The 17,761-nt window shown below is 71.7% G+C and carries 17 protein-coding genes; 14 read left to right on the top strand and 3 right to left on the bottom strand.

The window, feature by feature from the left end:
• Positions 1-45: 45 nt before the first annotated feature.
• The 3 genes from ACFYX3_RS20845 (at position 46) to thrS (ending at position 4,053) form a co-directional block, all read left to right on the top strand.
• Positions 46-612, top strand: a complete 567-nt coding sequence (locus ACFYX3_RS20845) for a DUF4365 domain-containing protein (protein WP_389015378.1) — start codon at positions 46-48, stop codon at positions 610-612.
• A complete protein-coding gene (locus tag ACFYX3_RS20840; protein WP_389015375.1) occupies positions 612-1,928 on the top strand; it encodes a hypothetical protein in 1,317 nt (438 codons plus the stop codon). Before ACFYX3_RS20845 ends, ACFYX3_RS20840 begins: the two co-directional genes overlap by 1 nt.
• 148 nt (positions 1,929-2,076) lie before the next feature.
• On the top strand, positions 2,077-4,053 hold the full coding sequence (thrS, locus tag ACFYX3_RS20835) for a threonine--tRNA ligase (RefSeq protein WP_352024475.1): 1,977 nt from the start codon (positions 2,077-2,079) through the stop codon (positions 4,051-4,053).
• A 66-nt stretch (positions 4,054-4,119) separates the two neighbouring features.
• Here the strand turns inward: thrS and ACFYX3_RS20830 are convergent, their stop codons facing one another.
• On the bottom strand, positions 4,120-4,725 hold the full coding sequence (locus ACFYX3_RS20830; RefSeq protein WP_376585976.1) for a potassium channel family protein: 606 nt from the start codon (positions 4,723-4,725) through the stop codon (positions 4,120-4,122).
• A gap of 116 nt (positions 4,726-4,841) precedes the next feature.
• Here ACFYX3_RS20830 and ACFYX3_RS20825 point away from each other — a divergent pair, with 116 nt between their 5' ends.
• On the top strand, positions 4,842-5,405 hold the full coding sequence (locus tag ACFYX3_RS20825) for an HIT domain-containing protein (protein WP_030692008.1): 564 nt from the start codon (positions 4,842-4,844) through the stop codon (positions 5,403-5,405).
• Positions 5,406-5,434: 29 nt separating this feature from the next.
• On the opposite strand, the gene ACFYX3_RS20820 is transcribed toward ACFYX3_RS20825, so the two are convergent.
• Both ACFYX3_RS20820 and ACFYX3_RS20815 read right to left on the bottom strand, forming a co-directional pair.
• Positions 5,435-7,090, bottom strand: coding sequence for a hypothetical protein (locus ACFYX3_RS20820; protein ID WP_389015371.1), 1,656 nt, complete (start codon positions 7,088-7,090; stop codon positions 5,435-5,437).
• Between the two features lie 176 nt (positions 7,091-7,266).
• Complete coding sequence (locus ACFYX3_RS20815; protein ID WP_382660173.1) at positions 7,267-9,480, bottom strand: elongation factor G-like protein EF-G2; 2,214 nt, start codon at positions 9,478-9,480, stop codon at positions 7,267-7,269.
• A 281-nt stretch (positions 9,481-9,761) separates the two neighbouring features.
• Here ACFYX3_RS20815 and pgsA point away from each other — a divergent pair, with 281 nt between their 5' ends.
• The 10 genes from pgsA (at position 9,762) to ruvA (ending at position 17,709) form a co-directional block, all read left to right on the top strand.
• On the top strand, positions 9,762-10,424 hold the full coding sequence (gene pgsA / locus ACFYX3_RS20810; protein ID WP_116161981.1) for a phosphatidylinositol phosphate synthase: 663 nt from the start codon (positions 9,762-9,764) through the stop codon (positions 10,422-10,424).
• The gene (locus ACFYX3_RS20805; protein WP_389015367.1) at positions 10,421-11,335 is read left to right on the top strand and encodes a phosphatidylinositol mannoside acyltransferase; all 915 of its coding nucleotides are present in this window, start codon (positions 10,421-10,423) and stop codon (positions 11,333-11,335) included. The genes pgsA and ACFYX3_RS20805 overlap by 4 nt, the downstream gene beginning before the upstream one ends.
• Complete coding sequence (locus ACFYX3_RS20800) at positions 11,332-12,486, top strand: glycosyltransferase family 4 protein (RefSeq protein ID WP_389015364.1); 1,155 nt, start codon at positions 11,332-11,334, stop codon at positions 12,484-12,486. The genes ACFYX3_RS20805 and ACFYX3_RS20800 overlap by 4 nt, the downstream gene beginning before the upstream one ends.
• A 325-nt stretch (positions 12,487-12,811) precedes the next feature.
• On the top strand, positions 12,812-13,447 hold the full coding sequence (locus ACFYX3_RS20795; RefSeq protein WP_389015361.1) for an MBL fold metallo-hydrolase: 636 nt from the start codon (positions 12,812-12,814) through the stop codon (positions 13,445-13,447).
• An 11-nt stretch (positions 13,448-13,458) separates the two neighbouring features.
• Positions 13,459-14,001: a hypothetical protein gene (locus tag ACFYX3_RS20790; RefSeq protein ID WP_116161985.1), complete on the top strand. Its 543-nt coding sequence runs from the start codon at positions 13,459-13,461 to the stop codon at positions 13,999-14,001.
• A gap of 114 nt (positions 14,002-14,115) precedes the next feature.
• The gene (gene pdxS / locus ACFYX3_RS20785; protein ID WP_184932491.1) at positions 14,116-15,030 is read left to right on the top strand and encodes a pyridoxal 5'-phosphate synthase lyase subunit PdxS; all 915 of its coding nucleotides are present in this window, start codon (positions 14,116-14,118) and stop codon (positions 15,028-15,030) included.
• A 6-nt stretch (positions 15,031-15,036) separates the two neighbouring features.
• Positions 15,037-15,624: a pyridoxal 5'-phosphate synthase glutaminase subunit PdxT gene (gene pdxT, locus ACFYX3_RS20780; protein ID WP_376585956.1), complete on the top strand. Its 588-nt coding sequence runs from the start codon at positions 15,037-15,039 to the stop codon at positions 15,622-15,624.
• Positions 15,625-15,687: 63 nt separating this feature from the next.
• Positions 15,688-16,440 carry a YebC/PmpR family DNA-binding transcriptional regulator gene (locus ACFYX3_RS20775; RefSeq protein ID WP_055602342.1) on the top strand — a complete coding sequence of 251 codons (753 nt, stop codon included), beginning with the start codon at positions 15,688-15,690 and terminating at the stop codon, positions 16,438-16,440.
• A gap of 109 nt (positions 16,441-16,549) precedes the next feature.
• On the top strand, positions 16,550-17,080 hold the full coding sequence (gene ruvC / locus ACFYX3_RS20770; RefSeq protein ID WP_382660167.1) for a crossover junction endodeoxyribonuclease RuvC: 531 nt from the start codon (positions 16,550-16,552) through the stop codon (positions 17,078-17,080).
• The gene (ruvA, locus tag ACFYX3_RS20765; protein ID WP_389015356.1) at positions 17,077-17,709 is read left to right on the top strand and encodes a Holliday junction branch migration protein RuvA; all 633 of its coding nucleotides are present in this window, start codon (positions 17,077-17,079) and stop codon (positions 17,707-17,709) included. Before ruvC ends, ruvA begins: the two co-directional genes overlap by 4 nt.
• Positions 17,710-17,761 lie beyond the last annotated feature (52 nt).

The raw sequence follows: 17,761 nt of genomic DNA, 5'->3' as shown, positions 1-17,761 counted from the left end.
GTACGCGGACCGGTCACAACACAAGGGACGGGGAAGGAAGACGACATGGCGCTCGCCCAGCCCGAGTCGGGAGGGCTGCCGCCCCAGCGGGTGGCACCGACGCGCGGCTCACTCGCCACCACCGCCTGCATGGAGACCCTTCAGGTGGGATACCTGCACGCCGTCGCCGCCGCGGCCGGCTGCTCGCTGTCCCAGCCCTTTCCGGACAACGGCATCGACTGGCACGTGAGCCACAGTGCTCCCGGGCACACCGTCGACGACGAAGTGACCATCAAGGTGCAGCTCAAGTGCACCTACCAGATTCCGCCGCGCCCGCCGGGCGGCACGTTCTCGTTCACCCTCGACAACGACCACCTGGTGAAACTCGCCCGGACGCCGGTGTCCGTGCACAAGATCCTGGTCGTGATGCTCGTCCCGAGGTCGCCCGAGGACTGGCTGAGAGCGAGCCACGACCGGCTCGACCTGCGGCACTGCTGCTACTGGACCAACCTGGCCGGACACCCGGTCACGGGACGGCGCCGGACCACCGTGCGCATCCCGACGACGCGGATCTTCGACGACCGGGCGCTCTGCGAGATCATGACCCGGGTCGGCGTGGGAGGGAGACCTTGATGCACCGACCGATCGACGAACGCGGGTTCGGGGACGAGGGGGACGGGGCCGGGCGCGGCCCCGTCCCCCCGCCCTACCGGCCCCATCCGGCGCCCGGCGAGACCCCCGGACCCTGGACCGGCATCCCCGCCCCGCCCATCGGGCCCTGGGCCGACACCCAGGGCGCACCCGACCCGGGCAGGGTCGACCCGCGGGTCCTCGGCGCGCTCCTCGCCCGGCACGGCTGGCGGCGGCGCGGCGGTGCCGTCGGCCGCTACAGCCGCTGGACCCCGCCCGGCAGCGGCACCGGCACGAGCCTCCTCGTCCCGGAGAGCCGCGCCTTCCCGGACTGCGAGGACCTGCTCGGCGAGGCGCTCACCGCCCTCGCCCGCAGCGCCACGCCCTCCGCCCGCGAGGTCCTCACCGGCCTCTCCGTGCCCAGCGACGAGATCCGCTGGTGGCGCGACGTGCCCCCGGGCCCGGCCGGCACCGTCCCCTGGACCGTGCAGGAGCAGCTCAGATCCGCCGCCCGCCAGCTCCTCCTCGCCGGCGCCCTCGCCGTGCGCGGCCGGGCCGGCTACCACGGAGCCCGGCACCGCAGGGCCGCCCAGGCCTCCCTGGAGACCGTCGTCGTCGGCGCGGCGCCCGGCGGGCGCGGCCTGACCGCGTTCCTGCCGGTCGACCCCGGCCGCCCGATCGCCGTCCGGCTCTACCACGCGCTGTACGCGGCCCGCGAGGCCGTCGACTACCAGCGGGCCACCGGCGGCATGGAGGCCTTCGACGCCGCCGTCGAGGCGGGCGTCAGCCGCGAGCTCACGGAGGCGCTCGTCGCCCTCGTCCGCGGCACCGAGGGCGCCCGCGTCGCCCTGGAGTGGGCGCCGGCCGCCGGCGCGCCCGAGGGATGCGCGGCCCGGCCCGAACCGGTCGAGTTCTCGCCCGGGGACCTGCCCGCGCTGCGGGAGGCGAGTGCCCGCTACCTCACCGACGAGCCCTCCGTGCCGGTCCGGCTCACCGGCGCCGTCGTCCGCATGCGCCGCTCCGGGCCGCGCGGCGAGGGGATCGTACGGCTCCGGGTGCTCGGCGGCGCGGAGGTGCCGCACGTCCGGGTCGCCCTCGACGAGGAGGCGTACCGCACGGCAGGCCACGCCCACCTCGTCGGCCTCCCGATCCGGGTCGTGGGCCGCCTGGAGAGCCGCGGCGGCTTCCGGCGGCTCACCGACGCCTCCGGGGTCGTCCCCGTCCAGGTCGACGAGACGGAACGGGACCGGCTCCTCAAGGCGCTGCACGAGAACCTCGACTTCTTCGAGGAGGCGTGCGGGCCGGACGACGAGGAGTGAGGACGGGGCACCCGCGTGCCGGGGAAACCCTTTCGCGGGCGGCGCCGACCGCTCGGTAAGATCGGTGACGACGCGGCACCTCGTCTCTGCCGCGCGTCGCCGGCGCCGGCACCTCGTGTCTGCCTGCGCCCTTATGTATGGAGTACCCGTGTCTGATGTCCGTGTGACCGTCCAGTCCGCCTCGGAGGCAGAGGAGAGGGCGGTGAGCGCGGGCACCACCGCCGGCGCCCTGTTCGCCGACGACCGCACCGTCATCGCCGCCCGCGTGGGCGGCGAGCTGAAGGACCTGTCGTACGAGCTCCGCGACGGCGATGTCGTCGAGGGCGTCGAGATCTCCTCCCCGGACGGTCTCGACATCCTCCGCCACTCGACCGCGCACGTCATGGCCCAGGCCGTGCAGGAGCTCTTCCCCGAGGCCAAGCTGGGCATCGGCCCGCCGGTCCGGGACGGCTTCTACTACGACTTCGACGTCGAGAAGCCCTTCACTCCCGAGGACCTCAAGGTCATCGAGAAGAAGATGCAGGAGATCCAGAAGCGCGGCCAGCGCTTCGCCCGCCGCGTGGTGACCGACGAGGCCGCCCGCGAGGAGCTGGCGGACGAGCCGTACAAGCTGGAGCTCATCGGCATCAAGGGTTCCGCGTCGACCGACGACGGCGCGAACGTCGAGGTGGGCGGCGGCGAGCTGACCATCTACGACAACCTCGACGCCAAGACCGGCGAGCTGTGCTGGAAGGACCTCTGCCGTGGTCCGCACCTGCCCACCACCCGGAACATCCCGGCGTTCAAGCTGATGCGCAACGCGGCCGCCTACTGGCGCGGCAGCGAGAAGAACCCGATGCTCCAGCGCATCTACGGCACCGCCTGGCCGTCGAAGGACGAGCTGAAGGCGCACCTCGACTTCCTCGCCGAGGCCGAGAAGCGCGACCACCGCAAGCTGGGCAACGAGCTCGACCTCTTCTCCATCCCGGACGAGATCGGCTCCGGCCTCGCGGTCTTCCACCCCAAGGGCGGCATCATCCGCCGGGTCATGGAGGACTACTCGCGCAAGCGCCACGAGGAGGAGGGCTACGAGTTCGTCTACTCGCCGCACGCCACCAAGGGCAAGCTGTTCGAGAAGTCCGGCCACCTGGACTGGTACGCCGAGGGCATGTACCCCCCCATGCAGCTCGACGAGGGCGTGGACTACTACCTCAAGCCCATGAACTGCCCGATGCACAACCTGATCTTCGACGCGCGCGGGCGCTCCTACCGTGAGCTGCCGCTGCGCCTGTTCGAGTTCGGCACCGTGTACCGGTACGAGAAGTCGGGCGTCGTCCACGGCCTGACCCGCGCCCGTGGCTTCACCCAGGACGACGCGCACATCTACTGCACCCGCGAGCAGATGGCGGAGGAGCTCGACAAGACCCTCACCTTCGTCCTGAACCTGCTCCGCGACTACGGTCTGAACGACTTCTACCTGGAGCTGTCGACCAAGGACCCGGAGAAGTTCGTCGGCTCCGACGAGGTGTGGGAGGAGGCCACCGCGGTCCTCCAGCAGGTCGCCGAGAAGCAGGGTCTCCCGCTGACCCCCGACCCGGGCGGCGCCGCGTTCTACGGCCCGAAGATCTCGGTGCAGGCGCGGGACGCCATCGGCCGCACCTGGCAGATGTCGACCGTCCAGCTCGACTTCAACCTGCCGGAGCGCTTCGACCTGGAGTACACCGCGCCGGACGGCACCAAGCAGCGCCCGGTCATGATCCACCGCGCGCTGTTCGGCTCGATCGAGCGGTTCTTCGCCGTGCTCCTCGAGCACTACGCGGGCGCGATGCCGCCGTGGCTGGCCCCGGTCCAGGCGACCGGCATCCCGATCGGTGACGCGCACGTCGACTACCTGCACGAGTTCGCCGCGAAGGCGAAGAAGCAGGGCCTGCGGGTGGAGGTCGACTCCTCCTCGGACCGGATGCAGAAGAAGATCCGGAACGCGCAGAAGCAGAAGGTCCCGTTCATGATCATCGCGGGTGACGAGGACATGGCCGCCGGTGCCGTCTCCTTCCGCTACCGCGACGGTTCGCAGGAGAACGGCATCCCCGTCGACGAGGCGATCGCCAAGCTCGCCAAGGTCGTCGAGGACCGCGTCCAGGTCTGACGCACGCATCTCGCGGTCAGGAGGCCCCCGGGGATCCCCCGGGGGCCTCTCCGTACGTCGGTCCTGTCAGCCCTCGCCCTCCCGGCGGAAGACCTGGATCAGCCAGGACGAGAACGAGCCCGTCACCGCGCCGAGCAGGGCCAGGCCGCAGGCCATCATGCCCACCGCGACCAGTCGGCCCACCGGCGTCACGGGCACCACGTCCCCGTAGCCCACGGTCGCCAGCGTCGCGCAGGCCCACCACACCGCGTCGCCGAAGGTGACGATGGACGCGCCCGGGGCGCCGTACTCGACGTCGTAGACGGTGAGCGCGCCGGCGAAGCCGAGCAGCGTCGCGGAGAGCCCCGCGTACGCCATGACGCGGGCGTAGAGCGTGAGCCGGGGCTCCTGATGCCGACGCTGGGCCCGGTCGTACGCGGTCACCACCCGCAGCGGCCGCAGCAGCGGCAGGATCAGCACCACCGTGTCCAGGAAGTGGTGGCGCACGAAGCGCAGCGGGCCGAGACCGCTGAGCTTGAGGCGCACCGCGTAGTCGACGACGAAAACGGCCCAGGAGGAGAACAGGAGGGCGAGACAGAAGTCGCGCCAGCCGGGAGGCAGGTCGCGGCCGAGGATCCGCATCGCGTAGCTGCCGAGGAAGACGAGGGAGGCCACCGTCAGCGGGATCTCCATCCGACGGTCCCAGCGCTCCTGCCTCGGAGGAATGGGCGGCCTGTCTCTCATCGGATCAGCATGGCCCGTGCATGGATCTTCCGCCCCGGCGACACGTTCCGAACGGGCGACGCAATATGCTGCTGAGCATGACGACTGAGCCGGAGCAGCAGATCGGAGTGGGGACGCAGGACGCGTTCCAGCGCCTGTGGACGCCTCACCGGATGGCGTACATCCAGGGCGAGAACAAGCCGACCGGGCCGGGGTCCGAGGACGGTTGTCCGTTCTGCGTGATTCCGTCGAAGTCGGACGAGGACGGTCTGGTGATCGCACGCGGCCAGGGTGTGTACGCGGTGCTCAACCTCTACCCGTACAACGGCGGTCACCTGATGGTCGTCCCGTACCGGCACGTCGCCGACTACACCGACCTCGACGAGGCGGAGACGGTCGAGCTCGCCGCCTTCACCAAGCGGGCGATGGTCGCGCTGCGGGCGGCGTCCGGGGCGCACGGCTTCAACATCGGCATGAACCAGGGCGCCGTCGCGGGCGCCGGCATCGCCGCGCACCTGCACCAGCACGTGGTGCCCCGCTGGGGCGGGGACACCAACTTCATGCCGGTCGTCGGGCACACCAAGGTGCTGCCGCAGCTGCTGGCCGACACCCGGAAGATGCTGGCCGACGCCTGGCCGGCCACCCTCTGACCGGCTGACGCGTCCGTGGGAGACCCGGGTCAGGCGTCGTAGACGTCGGCCTTCTTCGGGCCCGGGTCCTGGATGCCGCCGCTGAGGACGAGCGAGCGGTTGGTGAAGCGCTCCGTGTCCACGTTGTGCTCGTCGAGCACCCTTATGGTCGCGGCATGGACGGCGCGGAGCACCGGCGTCGCCATGCGGATGGCGTCGTCGGCCATGAAGCGGTTCTTCCAGGGCGGCCCGGCCCAGACGTGCCGCAGACCGAACGGCTCGGGCAGCGTCATCTTGCCGCCGAGGAAGTCCAGGACCGGCGGGTACCAGGTGAGCGGGGCGCGCACCGCGAGCCGGACGATGTCGTTGGTCCCGAGGAGGGGCTGCTGGATCTCCTTCGTCTCCCAGAAGCGGACGGTCTTGGCGACCTCCTTGGTCTTCGCCTTCGGCTTCGTGGTGAAGAGGCCGTGGATGGGGCCGAGCGCGTGGCCGGTGACCTCGATCCGGAGCGTGTCGTGCAGCGAGGTGACGGTGACCATCATCGTGAGGACCAGGTTGCCGTCGTAGAGGGTGAACTGGACGCCGAGGTAGTAGCGGTTGCCCGAGTCGAACTGCTGCTCGTTGCAGATGCGCTGTATCTCGTGCGGCTTGACCTGGTAGTGGACGATGTTGTCGCTCTCGGGGCGGGTGACCTCGTCCGCGCCCTCGCCGACCGAGGAGACGATCCAGTGCTTGACGGTCGGCTTGGGGAAGCCGGTCTTGAGCGCGCCGCGATCGAGCAGCGCCAGCTCGTCGTGGATCTTGCGGGCGATGTCCCAGGCGCGGAACGCGTGCATCTCCCGGCCGGGCAGGGGGACGAGGTTCTCGGCGAGCGACCAGCTGCCCCAGCGGGGGCCCAGGCCGAGGACGCCCTTGCCTCCGGCGTAGAAGACGATGTTGGACTGCTGCTCCGCCGAGAGCTTCTCCAGGTTGAGCCGGAGCGCCTCCGCCGACTTCTCGCCCGGGTCCTGGGGGACGGACTTGGGGACGTGGGGGCCGACGCCGCCGCCGCCGAGCAGGCCCGACCAGCGCTCGCGCAGGTCGATGGCGGTGTTCAGGCAGATCCGGCCCGCGAGGTACCAGCCGACGACCGGGGCGACGACCATCGCGCGCAGGTAGTTCGGCAGGATCCCGTCGAAGGGCAGCTTGATCAGGACGAGCACCGCGAAGATGCCGGCGACCCACAGCAGGCCGGTGCCGATGGCGCTGTGGCGCTTGTTGTCGGCGCCGGCGACGAGACGGCGGAGCTGGATGACGCCGAGCCAGAGCAGCAGGCCGGGCAGGAAGAGGACGCCGCAGAAGAAGGTGACCAGGGTCAGCTTGATGTCGCGCTGCCTGCGCAGATGGGTGGCGGCCAGGCAGTGCTCGACGACCGGCTGCGGCTCGGCCCCGAAGGACTGGATCAGGGCCTTGCGGGCGCCGCCGAGCATCCGGGCCTGGACCGCGCGGGAGAAGGCCTCGCCGAGGTCGGGGCTGAACAGCCCCCACTTCCCCTCCTTGACCGTGGTCTTGTAGAGGTCGTTGTCGGCTTCCTGGATCGTCTTCAGGGGACTGTCCCGGTACGCGGCGGACGCGAGCGCGTTCGTCGCGCCCGTACCGCCTCCCGAGAACTGGAGGGGGATCTGAGCCCCCGGTCCGAAACCGTCGATCGCCACTGCCGCCCCCATCGCGCGCGAGTACCTGTGCGGGCTGTTCCCAACTGCCGTGCCCCGCACACCTTCTGAGCTGGGCACCACAGCGTAACCGGGTACGGCCGGATGCGTCACGGCCTGTGGATGTCGTCGGCCGAATGACGTCCGCCCGGCAGCCGCCGGGCGGACGTGGTCCCTTGTCGCTCCGTCGACTAGGAGCCTTTTTCGGCCTGTTCGCGGACCTTCTCCGCCAGGTGCGGCGGCATCGGCTCGTGCCGGGCGTACGTGCGGTCGAACCGGCCGGTGCCGTGCGAGATCGCCCGCAGGTCGATCGCGTACCGCCCGATCTCGATCTCCGGAACCTCGGCCCTGACCACGGTCCGGCCCGGACCGGCCTGGTCGGTGCCGACGACCCGGCCGCGCCGCCCCGACAGGTCGCTCATGACCGGGCCGACGTACTCGTCGGGGACGAGGACCTCGACCTGGGCGACCGGTTCGAGGAGGTGGACGGGCACCTCGGCGGCCGCCTCGCGCAGCGCGAGCGCCCCGGCGGTCTGGAAGGCGGCGTCGGAGGAGTCCACCGAGTGGGCCTTGCCGTCCCGCAGCGTGACCCGGATGTCGACCAGCGGATGGCCGGTGGACAGCCCCCGCGCAGCCTGCGCCCGTACGCCCTTCTCGACGGACGGGACGAACTGGCGCGGGACGGCCCCGCCGACCACCTTGTCGACGAACTCGATGCCGCTGCCCGGCGGCAGCGGCTCCACATCGATCTCGCAGATGGCGTACTGGCCGTGCCCGCCGGACTGCTTGACGTGCCGGCCCCGGCCCGAGGAGGCGCCTCCGAAGGTCTCGCGCAGCGCCACCTTGTACGGCACGGCGTCGACCTGCACGCCGTACCGGCCGCGCAGCCGGTCCAGGGCGACCTCCTGATGGGCCTCGCCCAGGCACCACAGCACCACCTGCCGGGTGTCCTGGTTCTGTTCGAGCCGCAGCGTCGGGTCCTCGGCGACGAGCCGGGCGAGGCCCTGCGAGAGCCGGTCCTCGTCGGCCTTGCCGTGGGCCTGGACGGCCAGCGGCAGCAGCGGCTCCGGCATCGTCCACGGCTCCATCAGGAGCGGATCGTCCTTGGCGGAGACGGTGTCCCCGGTCTCCGCGTGGCCGAGCCGGGCGACACAGGCCAGGTCCCCGGCGATGCACTCCGCGAGCGGGCGCTGCTGCCTGCCGAACGGGGAGGTGAGCCCACCGACCCGCTCGTCCGCCTCGTGCAGCTCATGGCCGTCGCGGGACCCGTCCAGGCCGTGACCGGAGACGTGCACGGTCTCGTCGGGGCGCAGGGTGCCGGAGAAGACCCGGACCAGGGAGATCCGGCCCACATAGGGGTCGGCGGCCGTCTTGACGACCTCGGCGACCAGCGGCCCCTCCGGGTCGCAGGTGAGCGGGGGCCGGGAGCGCCCGTCGGGGGTGGTCACGGTGGGCGCCTCGTGCTCCAGGGGGGAGGGGAAGCCGCCGGTGATCAGCTCCAGGAGTTCGAGGGTGCCGAGCCCCTGCGTCCCGCCGTCGGCGGCGGGGGCGGCCGCGAGCACCGGATGGAAGGTGCCCCGGGCGACGGCCTTCTCCAGGTCGTCGACGAGGGTCTTCACGTCGATCTCCTCGCCGCCGAGGTACCGGTCCATCAGGGTCTCGTCCTCGCTCTCGGCGATGATCCCCTCGATGAGCCGGGCGCGGGCCTCCGCGATGAGCGCCCGCTGACCCTCGTCCGGCTCGTTCTCCCGGCGCACCCCGGACGAGTAGTCGAAGATCCGCTCCGAGAGCAGGCCGACCAGGCCGGTCGCGGGTGCGTGCCCGTCGGCGCCCTCGGAGCCGCGCACCGGCAGGTAGAGGGGGAGGACGGCGTCGGGGTCGTCCCGGCCGAAGAGCCCGGCGCAGACGGCGGTGAGCTCGGTGAAGTCGGTGCGGGCCGTGTCGAGGTGGGTGACGACGATGGCGCGGGGCATGCCTACGGCGGCGCACTCCTCCCAGATCATGCGGGTGGAGCCCGCGACGGCGTCGGCCTCCTGGGCGGCCGAGACGACGAAGAGGGCCGCGTCCGCCGCGCGCAGACCGGCCCGCAGCTCCCCGACGAAGTCGGCGTACCCGGGGGTGTCGAGGAGATTGATCTTGAATCCGTCCCAGCCGACCGGGACGAGGGAGAGCTGTACGGAACGCTGCTGGCGGTGCTCGATCTCGTCGTAGTCGGAGACGGTGCCGCCGTCCTCGACCCGCCCGGCCCGGTTCACCGCTCCCGCGGTCTGCGCCAGGGCCTCGACGAGGGTCGTCTTGCCCGATCCGCTGTGGCCGACCAGCACCACGTTCCGTACGGCCGAGGGCCGGTCGGCCGTAGGTGCCCTGCCGGCGGCTCCGGCGGGGGTCTTCGCCTTGTCACCCATGATGTGTTCCTCCCGACTGCTCGCACGGTGCGGCGGGACGCGGGCGCGGGGGAGTGGTGTGTCGCGGTACGGCTCCTGCGGTGCCCGCGGTGGTCCTTCGAGCTTTGCACCGACGCCAGGAAGCGTCCATACGTCGTACATGCGGGAGCCCCCCGGAGGGACGCCGGAGGGACGCCGACGCGACGGGGCGGGTGCCCGCCGGTGCGCCGGGACGCGCGTGGATACGATGGGCGAGCCGGTGGTCGTAGGGGCCGCGCGGCCCACCGAACCTCGGGAAGGCCATGCTGAACAAGTACGCGCGTGCCTTTTTCACGCGTGTCCTCACACCGTTCGCCGCGTTTCTGCTCCGCCGGGGCGTCAGCCCCGACGCGGTCACGCTCATCGGCACGGCGGGGGTGATGGCCGGTGCGCTGGTCTTCTTCCCCCGCGGAGAATTCTTCTGGGGCACGATCGTCATCACCCTGTTCGTCTTCTCCGACCTCGTCGACGGCAACATGGCCCGGCAGGCGGGGATCTCCAGCCGCTGGGGAGCCTTCCTCGACTCGACGCTCGACCGGGTCGCCGACGGTGCGATCTTCGGCGGCTTCGCGCTCTGGTACGCAGGCACGGGCGACGACAACATCCTGTGCGCCGTGGCGATCTTCTGCCTGGCCAGCGGCCAGGTCGTCTCGTACACCAAGGCCCGGGGCGAATCGATCGGCCTGCCCGTCGCCGTGAACGGCCTCGTCGAGCGCGCCGAGCGCCTGGTGATCTCCCTGGTCGCCGCGGGCCTCGCGGGCCTCCACAAGTTCGGCGTGCCCGGCGTCGAGGTGCTCCTGCCGATCGCCCTGTGGATCGTGGCCGTCGGCAGCGCCGTCACCCTGGGCCAGCGGGTCGTGACCGTGCGCCGGGAGTCGGCCGAGGCGGACGCCGCCACGGCCGGGGGCGGCGGGGCGGCCTCGTGAGCACCTTCAAGGAACGACTGAGCGACGGTCTGTACGGCGCCGGGTGGGCGACCGTGAAGAAGCTGCCGGAGCCGGTGGCGACGGGCCTCGGCCGGCGGATCGCGGACATCGCCTGGAAGCGGCGCGGCAAGAGCGTCCTGCGGCTCGAGTCCAACCTCGCGCGCGTGGTGCCGGACGCCACGCCCGAGCGGCTCGCCGAGCTGTCGCAGGCCGGCATGCGCTCGTACATGCGGTACTGGATGGAGTCCTTCCGGCTGCCGACCTGGACCAGGGAACGGGTCGAGCGGTCCATCGACATCAAGGACCGCCACTATCTGGAGGACGGCCTCGCCTCCGGGCGCGGTGTCATCCTCGCGCTGCCGCACCTGGCCAACTGGGACCTCGCGGGCGTGTGGGTGACCCGCTCGGTCGGCGTGCCCTTCACGACGGTCGCCGAACGGCTCAAGCCCGAGTCGCTGTACGACCGGTTCGTCGCCTACCGCGAGTCCCTCGGCATGGAGGTCCTGCCCCACACCGGCGGCTCCGCCTTCGGCACCCTCGCCCGGCGGCTGCGGGCCGGCGGCCTGGTCTGCCTGGTCGCCGACCGCGACCTGTCGGCCTCCGGCACCGAGGTCACCTTCTTCGGGGACACCGCGCGGATGCCGGCCGGACCGGCGATCCTCGCCCAGCAGACCGGCGCGCTGCTGCTGCCGGTGACCCTCTGGTACGACGACTCGGCGGTCATGAAGGGCCGGATCCACCCACCCGTCGACGTGCCCGAGTCAGGTACGCGGGCCGAGAAGACGTCCGTCATGACACAGGCGCTCGCCGACGCGTTCGCCGCGGGCATCGCGGACCACCCGGAGGACTGGCACATGCTGCAACGACTGTGGCTCTCGGACCTGGAGGAGCGGGAGGAGTCGACCGCGTGAAGATCGGGATCGTCTGCCCGTACTCCTGGGACGTGCCGGGCGGCGTCCAGTTCCACATCCGCGACCTCGCCGAGCACCTCATCCGGCTCGGCCACGAGGTCTCCGTCCTCGCCCCCGCCGACGACGAGACCCCGCTGCCGCCTTACGTCGTCTCCGCGGGCCGCGCCGTGCCCGTGTCGTACAACGGCTCGGTGGCCCGGCTCAGCTTCGGCTTCCTCTCCGCCGCGCGGGTCCGCCGCTGGCTGCACGACGGCACCTTCGACGTCGTCCACATCCACGAGCCGGCCTCGCCCTCCCTGGGGCTGCTCACCTGCTGGGCGGCGCAGGGGCCGATCGTGGCCACCTTCCACACCTCGAACCCCCGCTCGCGGGCCATGATCGCCGCGTACCCGATCCTCCAGCCCGCCCTGGAGAAGATCAGCGCCCGCATCGCGGTGAGCGAGTACGCGCGCCGGACGCTGGTGGAGCACCTCGGCGGCGACGCCGTCGTCATCCCGAACGGCGTCGACGTCGGCTTCTTCGCCCGCGCCGAACCGAAGAAGGAGTGGCAGGGCGAGACCCTCGGCTTCATCGGCCGCATCGACGAGCCGCGCAAGGGCCTGCCCGTCCTCATGCGGGCCCTCCCGAAGATCCTCACCGAGCGGCCCGGCGCCCGGCTCCTCGTCGCCGGGCGCGGCGACGAGGAGGAGGCCGTGGCCTCGCTGCCGGCCGCGATGCGCTCCCGGGTGGAGTTCCTCGGCATGGTCAGCGACGAGGACAAGGCGCGGCTGCTGCGCAGCGTCGACGTGTACGTGGCGCCCAACACCGGCGGCGAGAGCTTCGGCATCATCCTCGTCGAGGCGCTGTCGGCCGGCGCGCCGGTCCTCGCCTCCGACCTGGACGCCTTCGTACAGGTCCTCGACCAGGGCGCGGCGGGCGAGCTCTTCGCCAACGAGGACGCGGACGCGCTCGCGGACGCGGCGATCGCGCTCCTCGGCGACGAGACGCGCCGCGCGGAACTGAGCACCAGGGGCTCGGCGCACGTACGCCGTTTCGACTGGTCGACGGTCGGCGCGGACATCCTGGCGGTGTACGAGACGGTGACGGACGGGGCGGCGTCGGTGGACACGGACGAACGCCCACCGGGCTTGCGGGCGCGGCTGGGCTTGTAGGACCGCCGCAGTCCGCGGGGCGGCGCCCCCGCCCCCCGCCGTGTGGGCAATCGTCCCGCTGGGGCGAGGGGGGTCCCCTGCTCGAGCGAAGCCGAGAGCTTGGGGAGGGTGGGCACACGGGACGGCGCCCCTAGCGGCGCCTCCGCATTCCGAGCCTGGACCCGCACCACGAGTGCGGCGCACGTCAGGTGCGGGTCCGGGCTCGGGAGCCTCTGGCGCCGGCAAGGGCGCCGTTCCGTTGTGCCCACCCGTTTCGCCCCGGCGGAACGCATGCCCACAACGGGGCGGAACGCATGCCCGCAGCGGGGCGGGGCAGGGTGTTCGGATGGAAACGATCACGCGGCTCGACCTCGGGCACATCATTCGCCCCGCACACGAATGGCACGGCCCCCACGCCCGCGTGGAGCCCGTTCTCGGGTACCTCGTGCGGCACGCGGGCGTGAGGGTGCTGTTCGACACCGGCCTGGGGACGGGGTCCCCGGAGACCGACGCCCATTACCGGCCCGTCCGGCACCCCCTGGACGTCGGCCCCGACGACGTCGACCTCGTCGTCAACTGCCACCTGCACTTCGACCACATCGGCGGCAACCAGCGCTTCCCCGACACCCCCGTCCTCGTCCAGGGCAAGGAGCTCGCCGTCGCCCGCGCCGGCGGGTACACCATCGACTCGCTCCTGCCGGGCGTCCGCTACGAGGAGCTCGACGGCGAGCACGAGATCGCGCCGGGCCTGCTGGTCGTGCCGACGCCCGGCCACACCGAGGGCCACCAGTCGCTCGTCGTCGACCACGGCGACCGGATCACGGTCCTCGCGGGTCAGGCGTACGACTTCGCCCACGAGTTCGGCAGCCCGTACCTCCCCTGGCTCGACCGGCTCGGCGAGCTCGCCGCAGGCTGTCCCGCACGTGTCCTGTTCGCCCATGACCACGACCTTTGGGAAGGTGTGCTGCCGCCGCCCCGGTAGCCTGTGCGCCCGTGACCGAAACCCTGATCTGGACCGTCGTCGCGCTGATCCTCATCGGCGTCTATCTGAGCTGGACCGCCGGACGGCTCGACCGTCTGCACACGCGCATCGACGCCGCCCGCGCCGCCCTGGACGCGCAGCTGCTGCGCCGGGCCTCGGTCACCCAGGAGCTCGCCACCTCCGGCGTCCTCGACCCGGCCGCCTCGATCGTGCTGTACGAGGCCGCGCACGCCGCCCGGCAGGCGGAGGAGGACCACCGGGAGGTCGCCGAGAGCGAGCTGAGCCAGGCGCTGCGGGCCGTCTTCGGCGAGCCCGAGCAGGTGGAGCTCGTACGGCAGGCGCCGGGCGGCGAGGAGGCCGCCGGGGAGCTGGCCGCGGCCGTCCGCCGGGTGCCGATGGCCCGCCGTTTCCACAACGACGCCGTCCGGGCCGCCCGCGCCCTGCGCCGCCACCGCAAGGTCCGCTGGTTCCGGCTCGCGGGCCACGCGCCGTTCCCGTTGGCCTTCGAAATGGACGACGAGCCGCCGGTGGCCCTTGCCGATCGTCCGGCCTGACCCTCGTAGCCTGGGAAAACGATCCACCGGGTCCACATTGGCCCTTGCTGTGGACCGAGGGTGGCCTGTTTCCTCTTCTTGTCGTCAACCCCTGTTGTCACGAGTGAGGTATCCGTGTCCACCACGCCTTCCACCACCTTCCAGTCCCCCGAGACCGGCACCGCGCGCGTCAAGCGCGGCATGGCCGAGCAGCTCAAGGGCGGCGTGATCATGGACGTGGTCAACGCCGAGCAGGCGAAGATCGCCGAGGACGCCGGCGCCGTGGCCGTCATGGCCCTGGAGCGGGTCCCCGCGGACATCCGCAAGGACGGCGGCGTGGCCCGCATGTCCGACCCGAACATGATCGAGGAGATCATCGGCGCGGTCTCCATCCCGGTCATGGCCAAGTCCCGCATCGGCCACTTCGTCGAGGCCCAGGTCCTCCAGTCCCTCGGCGTCGACTACATCGACGAGTCCGAGGTCCTGACCCCGGCCGACGAGATCAACCACTCCGACAAGTGGGCCTTCACGACCCCCTTCGTCTGTGGCGCCACCAACCTGGGCGAGGCCCTGCGCCGCATCGCCGAGGGCGCGGCCATGATCCGCTCCAAGGGTGAGGCCGGCACCGGCAACGTCGTCGAGGCCGTCCGCCACCTGCGCCAGATCAAGAACGAGATCGCCAAGCTGCGCGGCTTCGACAACAACGAGCTGTTCGCCGCCGCCAAGGAGCTGCGCGCCCCGTACGAGCTCGTCAAGGAGGTCGCCGAGCTCGGCAAGCTGCCGGTCGTGCTGTTCTCCGCCGGTGGCGTCGCCACCCCCGCCGACGCCGCGCTCATGCGCCAGCTCGGCGCCGAGGGCGTCTTCGTCGGCTCCGGCATCTTCAAGTCGGGCGACCCGGCCAAGCGCGCCGCCGCCATCGTGAAGGCCACCACCTTCTACGACGACCCGAAGGTCATCGCGGACGCCTCCCGCAACCTGGGCGAGGCCATGGTCGGCATCAACTGCGACACCCTCCCCGAGTCCGAGCGCTACGCGAACCGGGGCTGGTAAGCACCCATGAGCACGCCCGTAATCGGTGTCCTGGCCCTCCAGGGCGACGTACGGGAGCACCTGATCGCCCTGGCCGCGGCTGACGCCGTGGCCAGGCCGGTCCGGCGTCCCGAGGAGCTCGCCGAGGTCGACGGCCTGGTCATCCCCGGCGGTGAGTCCACCACCATCTCCAAGCTGGCCGTCCTCTTCGGCCTGATGGAGCCGCTGCGCGAGCGGATCGCCGGTGGCATGCCCGTGTACGGCACCTGCGCCGGCCTGATCATGCTCGCCGACAAGATCCTGGACCCGCGCTCGGGCCAGGAGACCTTCGGCGGCATCGACATGATCGTCCGCCGCAACGCCTTCGGGCGGCAGAACGAATCCTTCGAGGCCGGTGTCACGGTCGCGGGAATAGACACCCCCGTCGAGGGCGTCTTCATCCGTGCCCCGTGGGTCGAGTCCGTCGGCGCCCAGGTCGAGGTGCTCGCCGAGCACGAGGGCCACATCGTCGCCGTCCGGCAGGGCCGGGCCCTCGCGACCTCCTTCCACCCCGAGCTCACCGGCGATCACCGGATCCACGAGCTGTTCGTGGACATGGTGCGCGCGGAACGGTGACACGATCCCGGTAGGATCTCTGGGGTTCGTTCAAGAAGTTGGTTACGCGAAGGAGACAGGCAGATGTCCGGCCACTCTAAATGGGCTACGACGAAGCACAAGAAGGCCGTGATCGACGCCAAGCGCGGCAAGCTCTTCGCGAAGCTGATCAAGAACATCGAGGTCGCGGCGCGCACGGGCGGCGCCGACCTGGACGGCAACCCGACGCTGTTCGACGCCGTCCAGAAGGCCAAGAAGCAGTCGGTCCCGAACAAGAACATCGACTCCGCGCTCAAGCGCGGTGCGGGTCTCGAGGCCGGCGGCGCCGACTACGAGACGATCATGTACGAGGGCTACGGCCCGAACGGTGTCGCGGTGCTCATCGAGTGCCTCACCGACAACCGCAACCGTGCCGCCTCCGACGTCCGCGTCGCCATGACCCGCAACGGCGGCTCCATGGCCGACCCGGGCTCGGTCTCGTACCTGTTCAACCGCAAGGGCGTCATCGTGCTCCCCAAGGGCGAGCTGTCCGAGGACGACGTCCTGGAGTCGGTGCTCGAGGCCGGCGCCGAGGAGGTCAACGACCTCGGTGAGTCCTTCGAGATCATCAGCGAGGCCACCGACCTGGTCGCGGTCCGTACCGCCCTCCAGGAGGCCGGCATCGACTACGACTCGGCCGAGTCCAGCTTCGTCCCGACCATGCAGGTCGAGCTCGACGAGGAGGGCGCGCGCAAGATCTTCAAGCTGATCGACGCCCTGGAGGACAGCGACGACGTGCAGAACGTCTTCGCCAACTTCGACGTCAGCGACGAGGTCATGGAGAAGGTCGACGCCTGATCGCGGTCTTCACGAGCAGCGGGCCGACGGGACACACCCCGTCGGCCCGCTGCGTTGTCAGTGCCTGCCGATAGCCTGCAGGAACAGACTTGCGATCAGGGAGGACGGAGTGCGCGTACTCGGGGTGGACCCCGGACTGACCCGGTGCGGCGTCGGTGTGGTCGAGGGCGTCGCCGGACGGCCCCTGACCATGCTCGGGGTCGGCGTCGTGCGCACGGCGGCCGACGCCGACATCGGTGTGCGCCTGGTCGGCATCGAGCGCGGCATAGAGGAGTGGCTCGACCGCTTCTCGCCCGAACTCGTCGCCGTGGAGCGGGTGTTCAGCCAGCACAACGTGCGTACGGTGATGGGCACGGCCCAGGCCAGCGCCGTCGCCATGCTCTGCGCGTCCCGGCGCGGGATCCCCGTCGCCCTGCACACCCCCAGCGAGGTCAAGGCCGCCGTCACCGGCAGCGGCCGGGCCGACAAGGCGCAGGTCGGGGCCATGGTGACCCGGCTGCTGCGGCTCTCCGCCCCGCCCAAGCCGGCCGACGCGGCCGACGCCCTCGCCCTCGCCATCTGCCACATCTGGCGGGCCCCCGCCCAGAACCGTCTGCAGCAGGCCGTCGCCCTGCACGCCACGAAAGGCCGCACGTCATGATCGCCTTCGTCAGCGGCCCCGTCGCCGCCCTCGCCCCCACGACCGCCGTCGTCGAGGTCGGGGGAGTGGGCATGGCCGTCCAGTGCACCCCGAACACCATCGCCGGCCTGCGCGTCGGAGAGCACGCCCGGCTCGCCACCTCCCTCGTCGTCCGTGAGGACTCCCTCACCCTGTACGGCTTCGCCGACGACGACGAGCGGCAGGTCTTCGAGCTCCTCCAGACCGCCAGCGGCGTCGGCCCCCGCCTCGCCCAGGCCATGCTCGGGGTGCACAGCCCCGACGCGCTGCGCCTCGCCGTCTCCACCGGCGACGAGAAGGCCCTCACCGCCGTCCCCGGCATCGGCAAGAAGGGCGCCCAGAAGCTCCTCCTCGAACTGAAGGACAAGCTCGGCGCCCCGCTGGGCAGCAGCGGCCTCGTCGGCGCCCAGCGCGCCGCCGCCACCGGCCCCGCCCCCTGGACCGAGCAGCTCTCCGCCGCCCTCATCGGCCTCGGCTACGCGAGCCGCGAGGCCGAGGAGGCCGTCAGCGCCGTCACCCCGCAGGCCGAGGCCGCGATCGCCGCGGGCGGCTCGGCGCCGGTGCCGCAGCTGCTGCGGGCGGCGCTGCAGACCCTGAACCGCGCACGCTGACGGCGAACCGCCGCGCCCCGCACCACACACCACCACCGAGAAGGCAGACCAC

It is taken from the genome of Streptomyces sp. NPDC002463 (assembly GCF_042889835.1).
In the GTDB taxonomy this organism is placed as follows: domain Bacteria; phylum Actinomycetota; class Actinomycetes; order Streptomycetales; family Streptomycetaceae; genus Streptomyces; species Streptomyces nymphaeiformis.
Note: the sequence above shows the minus strand (reverse complement) of the source record. Positions and strands in the feature narration are given on the sequence as shown.

Coding starts and splice junctions, on each gene's coding strand:
- ACFYX3_RS20845 (WP_389015378.1), top strand. CDS start 46: ATGGCGCTCGCCCAGCCCGAGTCGGGAGGGCTGCCGCCCCAGCGGGTG.
- ACFYX3_RS20840 (WP_389015375.1), top strand. CDS start 612: ATGCACCGACCGATCGACGAACGCGGGTTCGGGGACGAGGGGGACGGG.
- ACFYX3_RS20830 (WP_376585976.1), bottom strand. CDS start 4,725: ATGGAGATCCCGCTGACGGTGGCCTCCCTCGTCTTCCTCGGCAGCTAC.
- ACFYX3_RS20825 (WP_030692008.1), top strand. CDS start 4,842: ATGCTGCTGAGCATGACGACTGAGCCGGAGCAGCAGATCGGAGTGGGG.
- ACFYX3_RS20820 (WP_389015371.1), bottom strand. CDS start 7,090: ATGGGGGCGGCAGTGGCGATCGACGGTTTCGGACCGGGGGCTCAGATC.
- ACFYX3_RS20815 (WP_382660173.1), bottom strand. CDS start 9,480: ATGGGTGACAAGGCGAAGACCCCCGCCGGAGCCGCCGGCAGGGCACCT.
- pgsA (WP_116161981.1), top strand. CDS start 9,762: ATGCTGAACAAGTACGCGCGTGCCTTTTTCACGCGTGTCCTCACACCG.
- ACFYX3_RS20795 (WP_389015361.1), top strand. CDS start 12,812: ATGGAAACGATCACGCGGCTCGACCTCGGGCACATCATTCGCCCCGCA.
- pdxT (WP_376585956.1), top strand. CDS start 15,037: ATGAGCACGCCCGTAATCGGTGTCCTGGCCCTCCAGGGCGACGTACGG.
- ACFYX3_RS20775 (WP_055602342.1), top strand. CDS start 15,688: ATGTCCGGCCACTCTAAATGGGCTACGACGAAGCACAAGAAGGCCGTG.
- ruvA (WP_389015356.1), top strand. CDS start 17,077: ATGATCGCCTTCGTCAGCGGCCCCGTCGCCGCCCTCGCCCCCACGACC.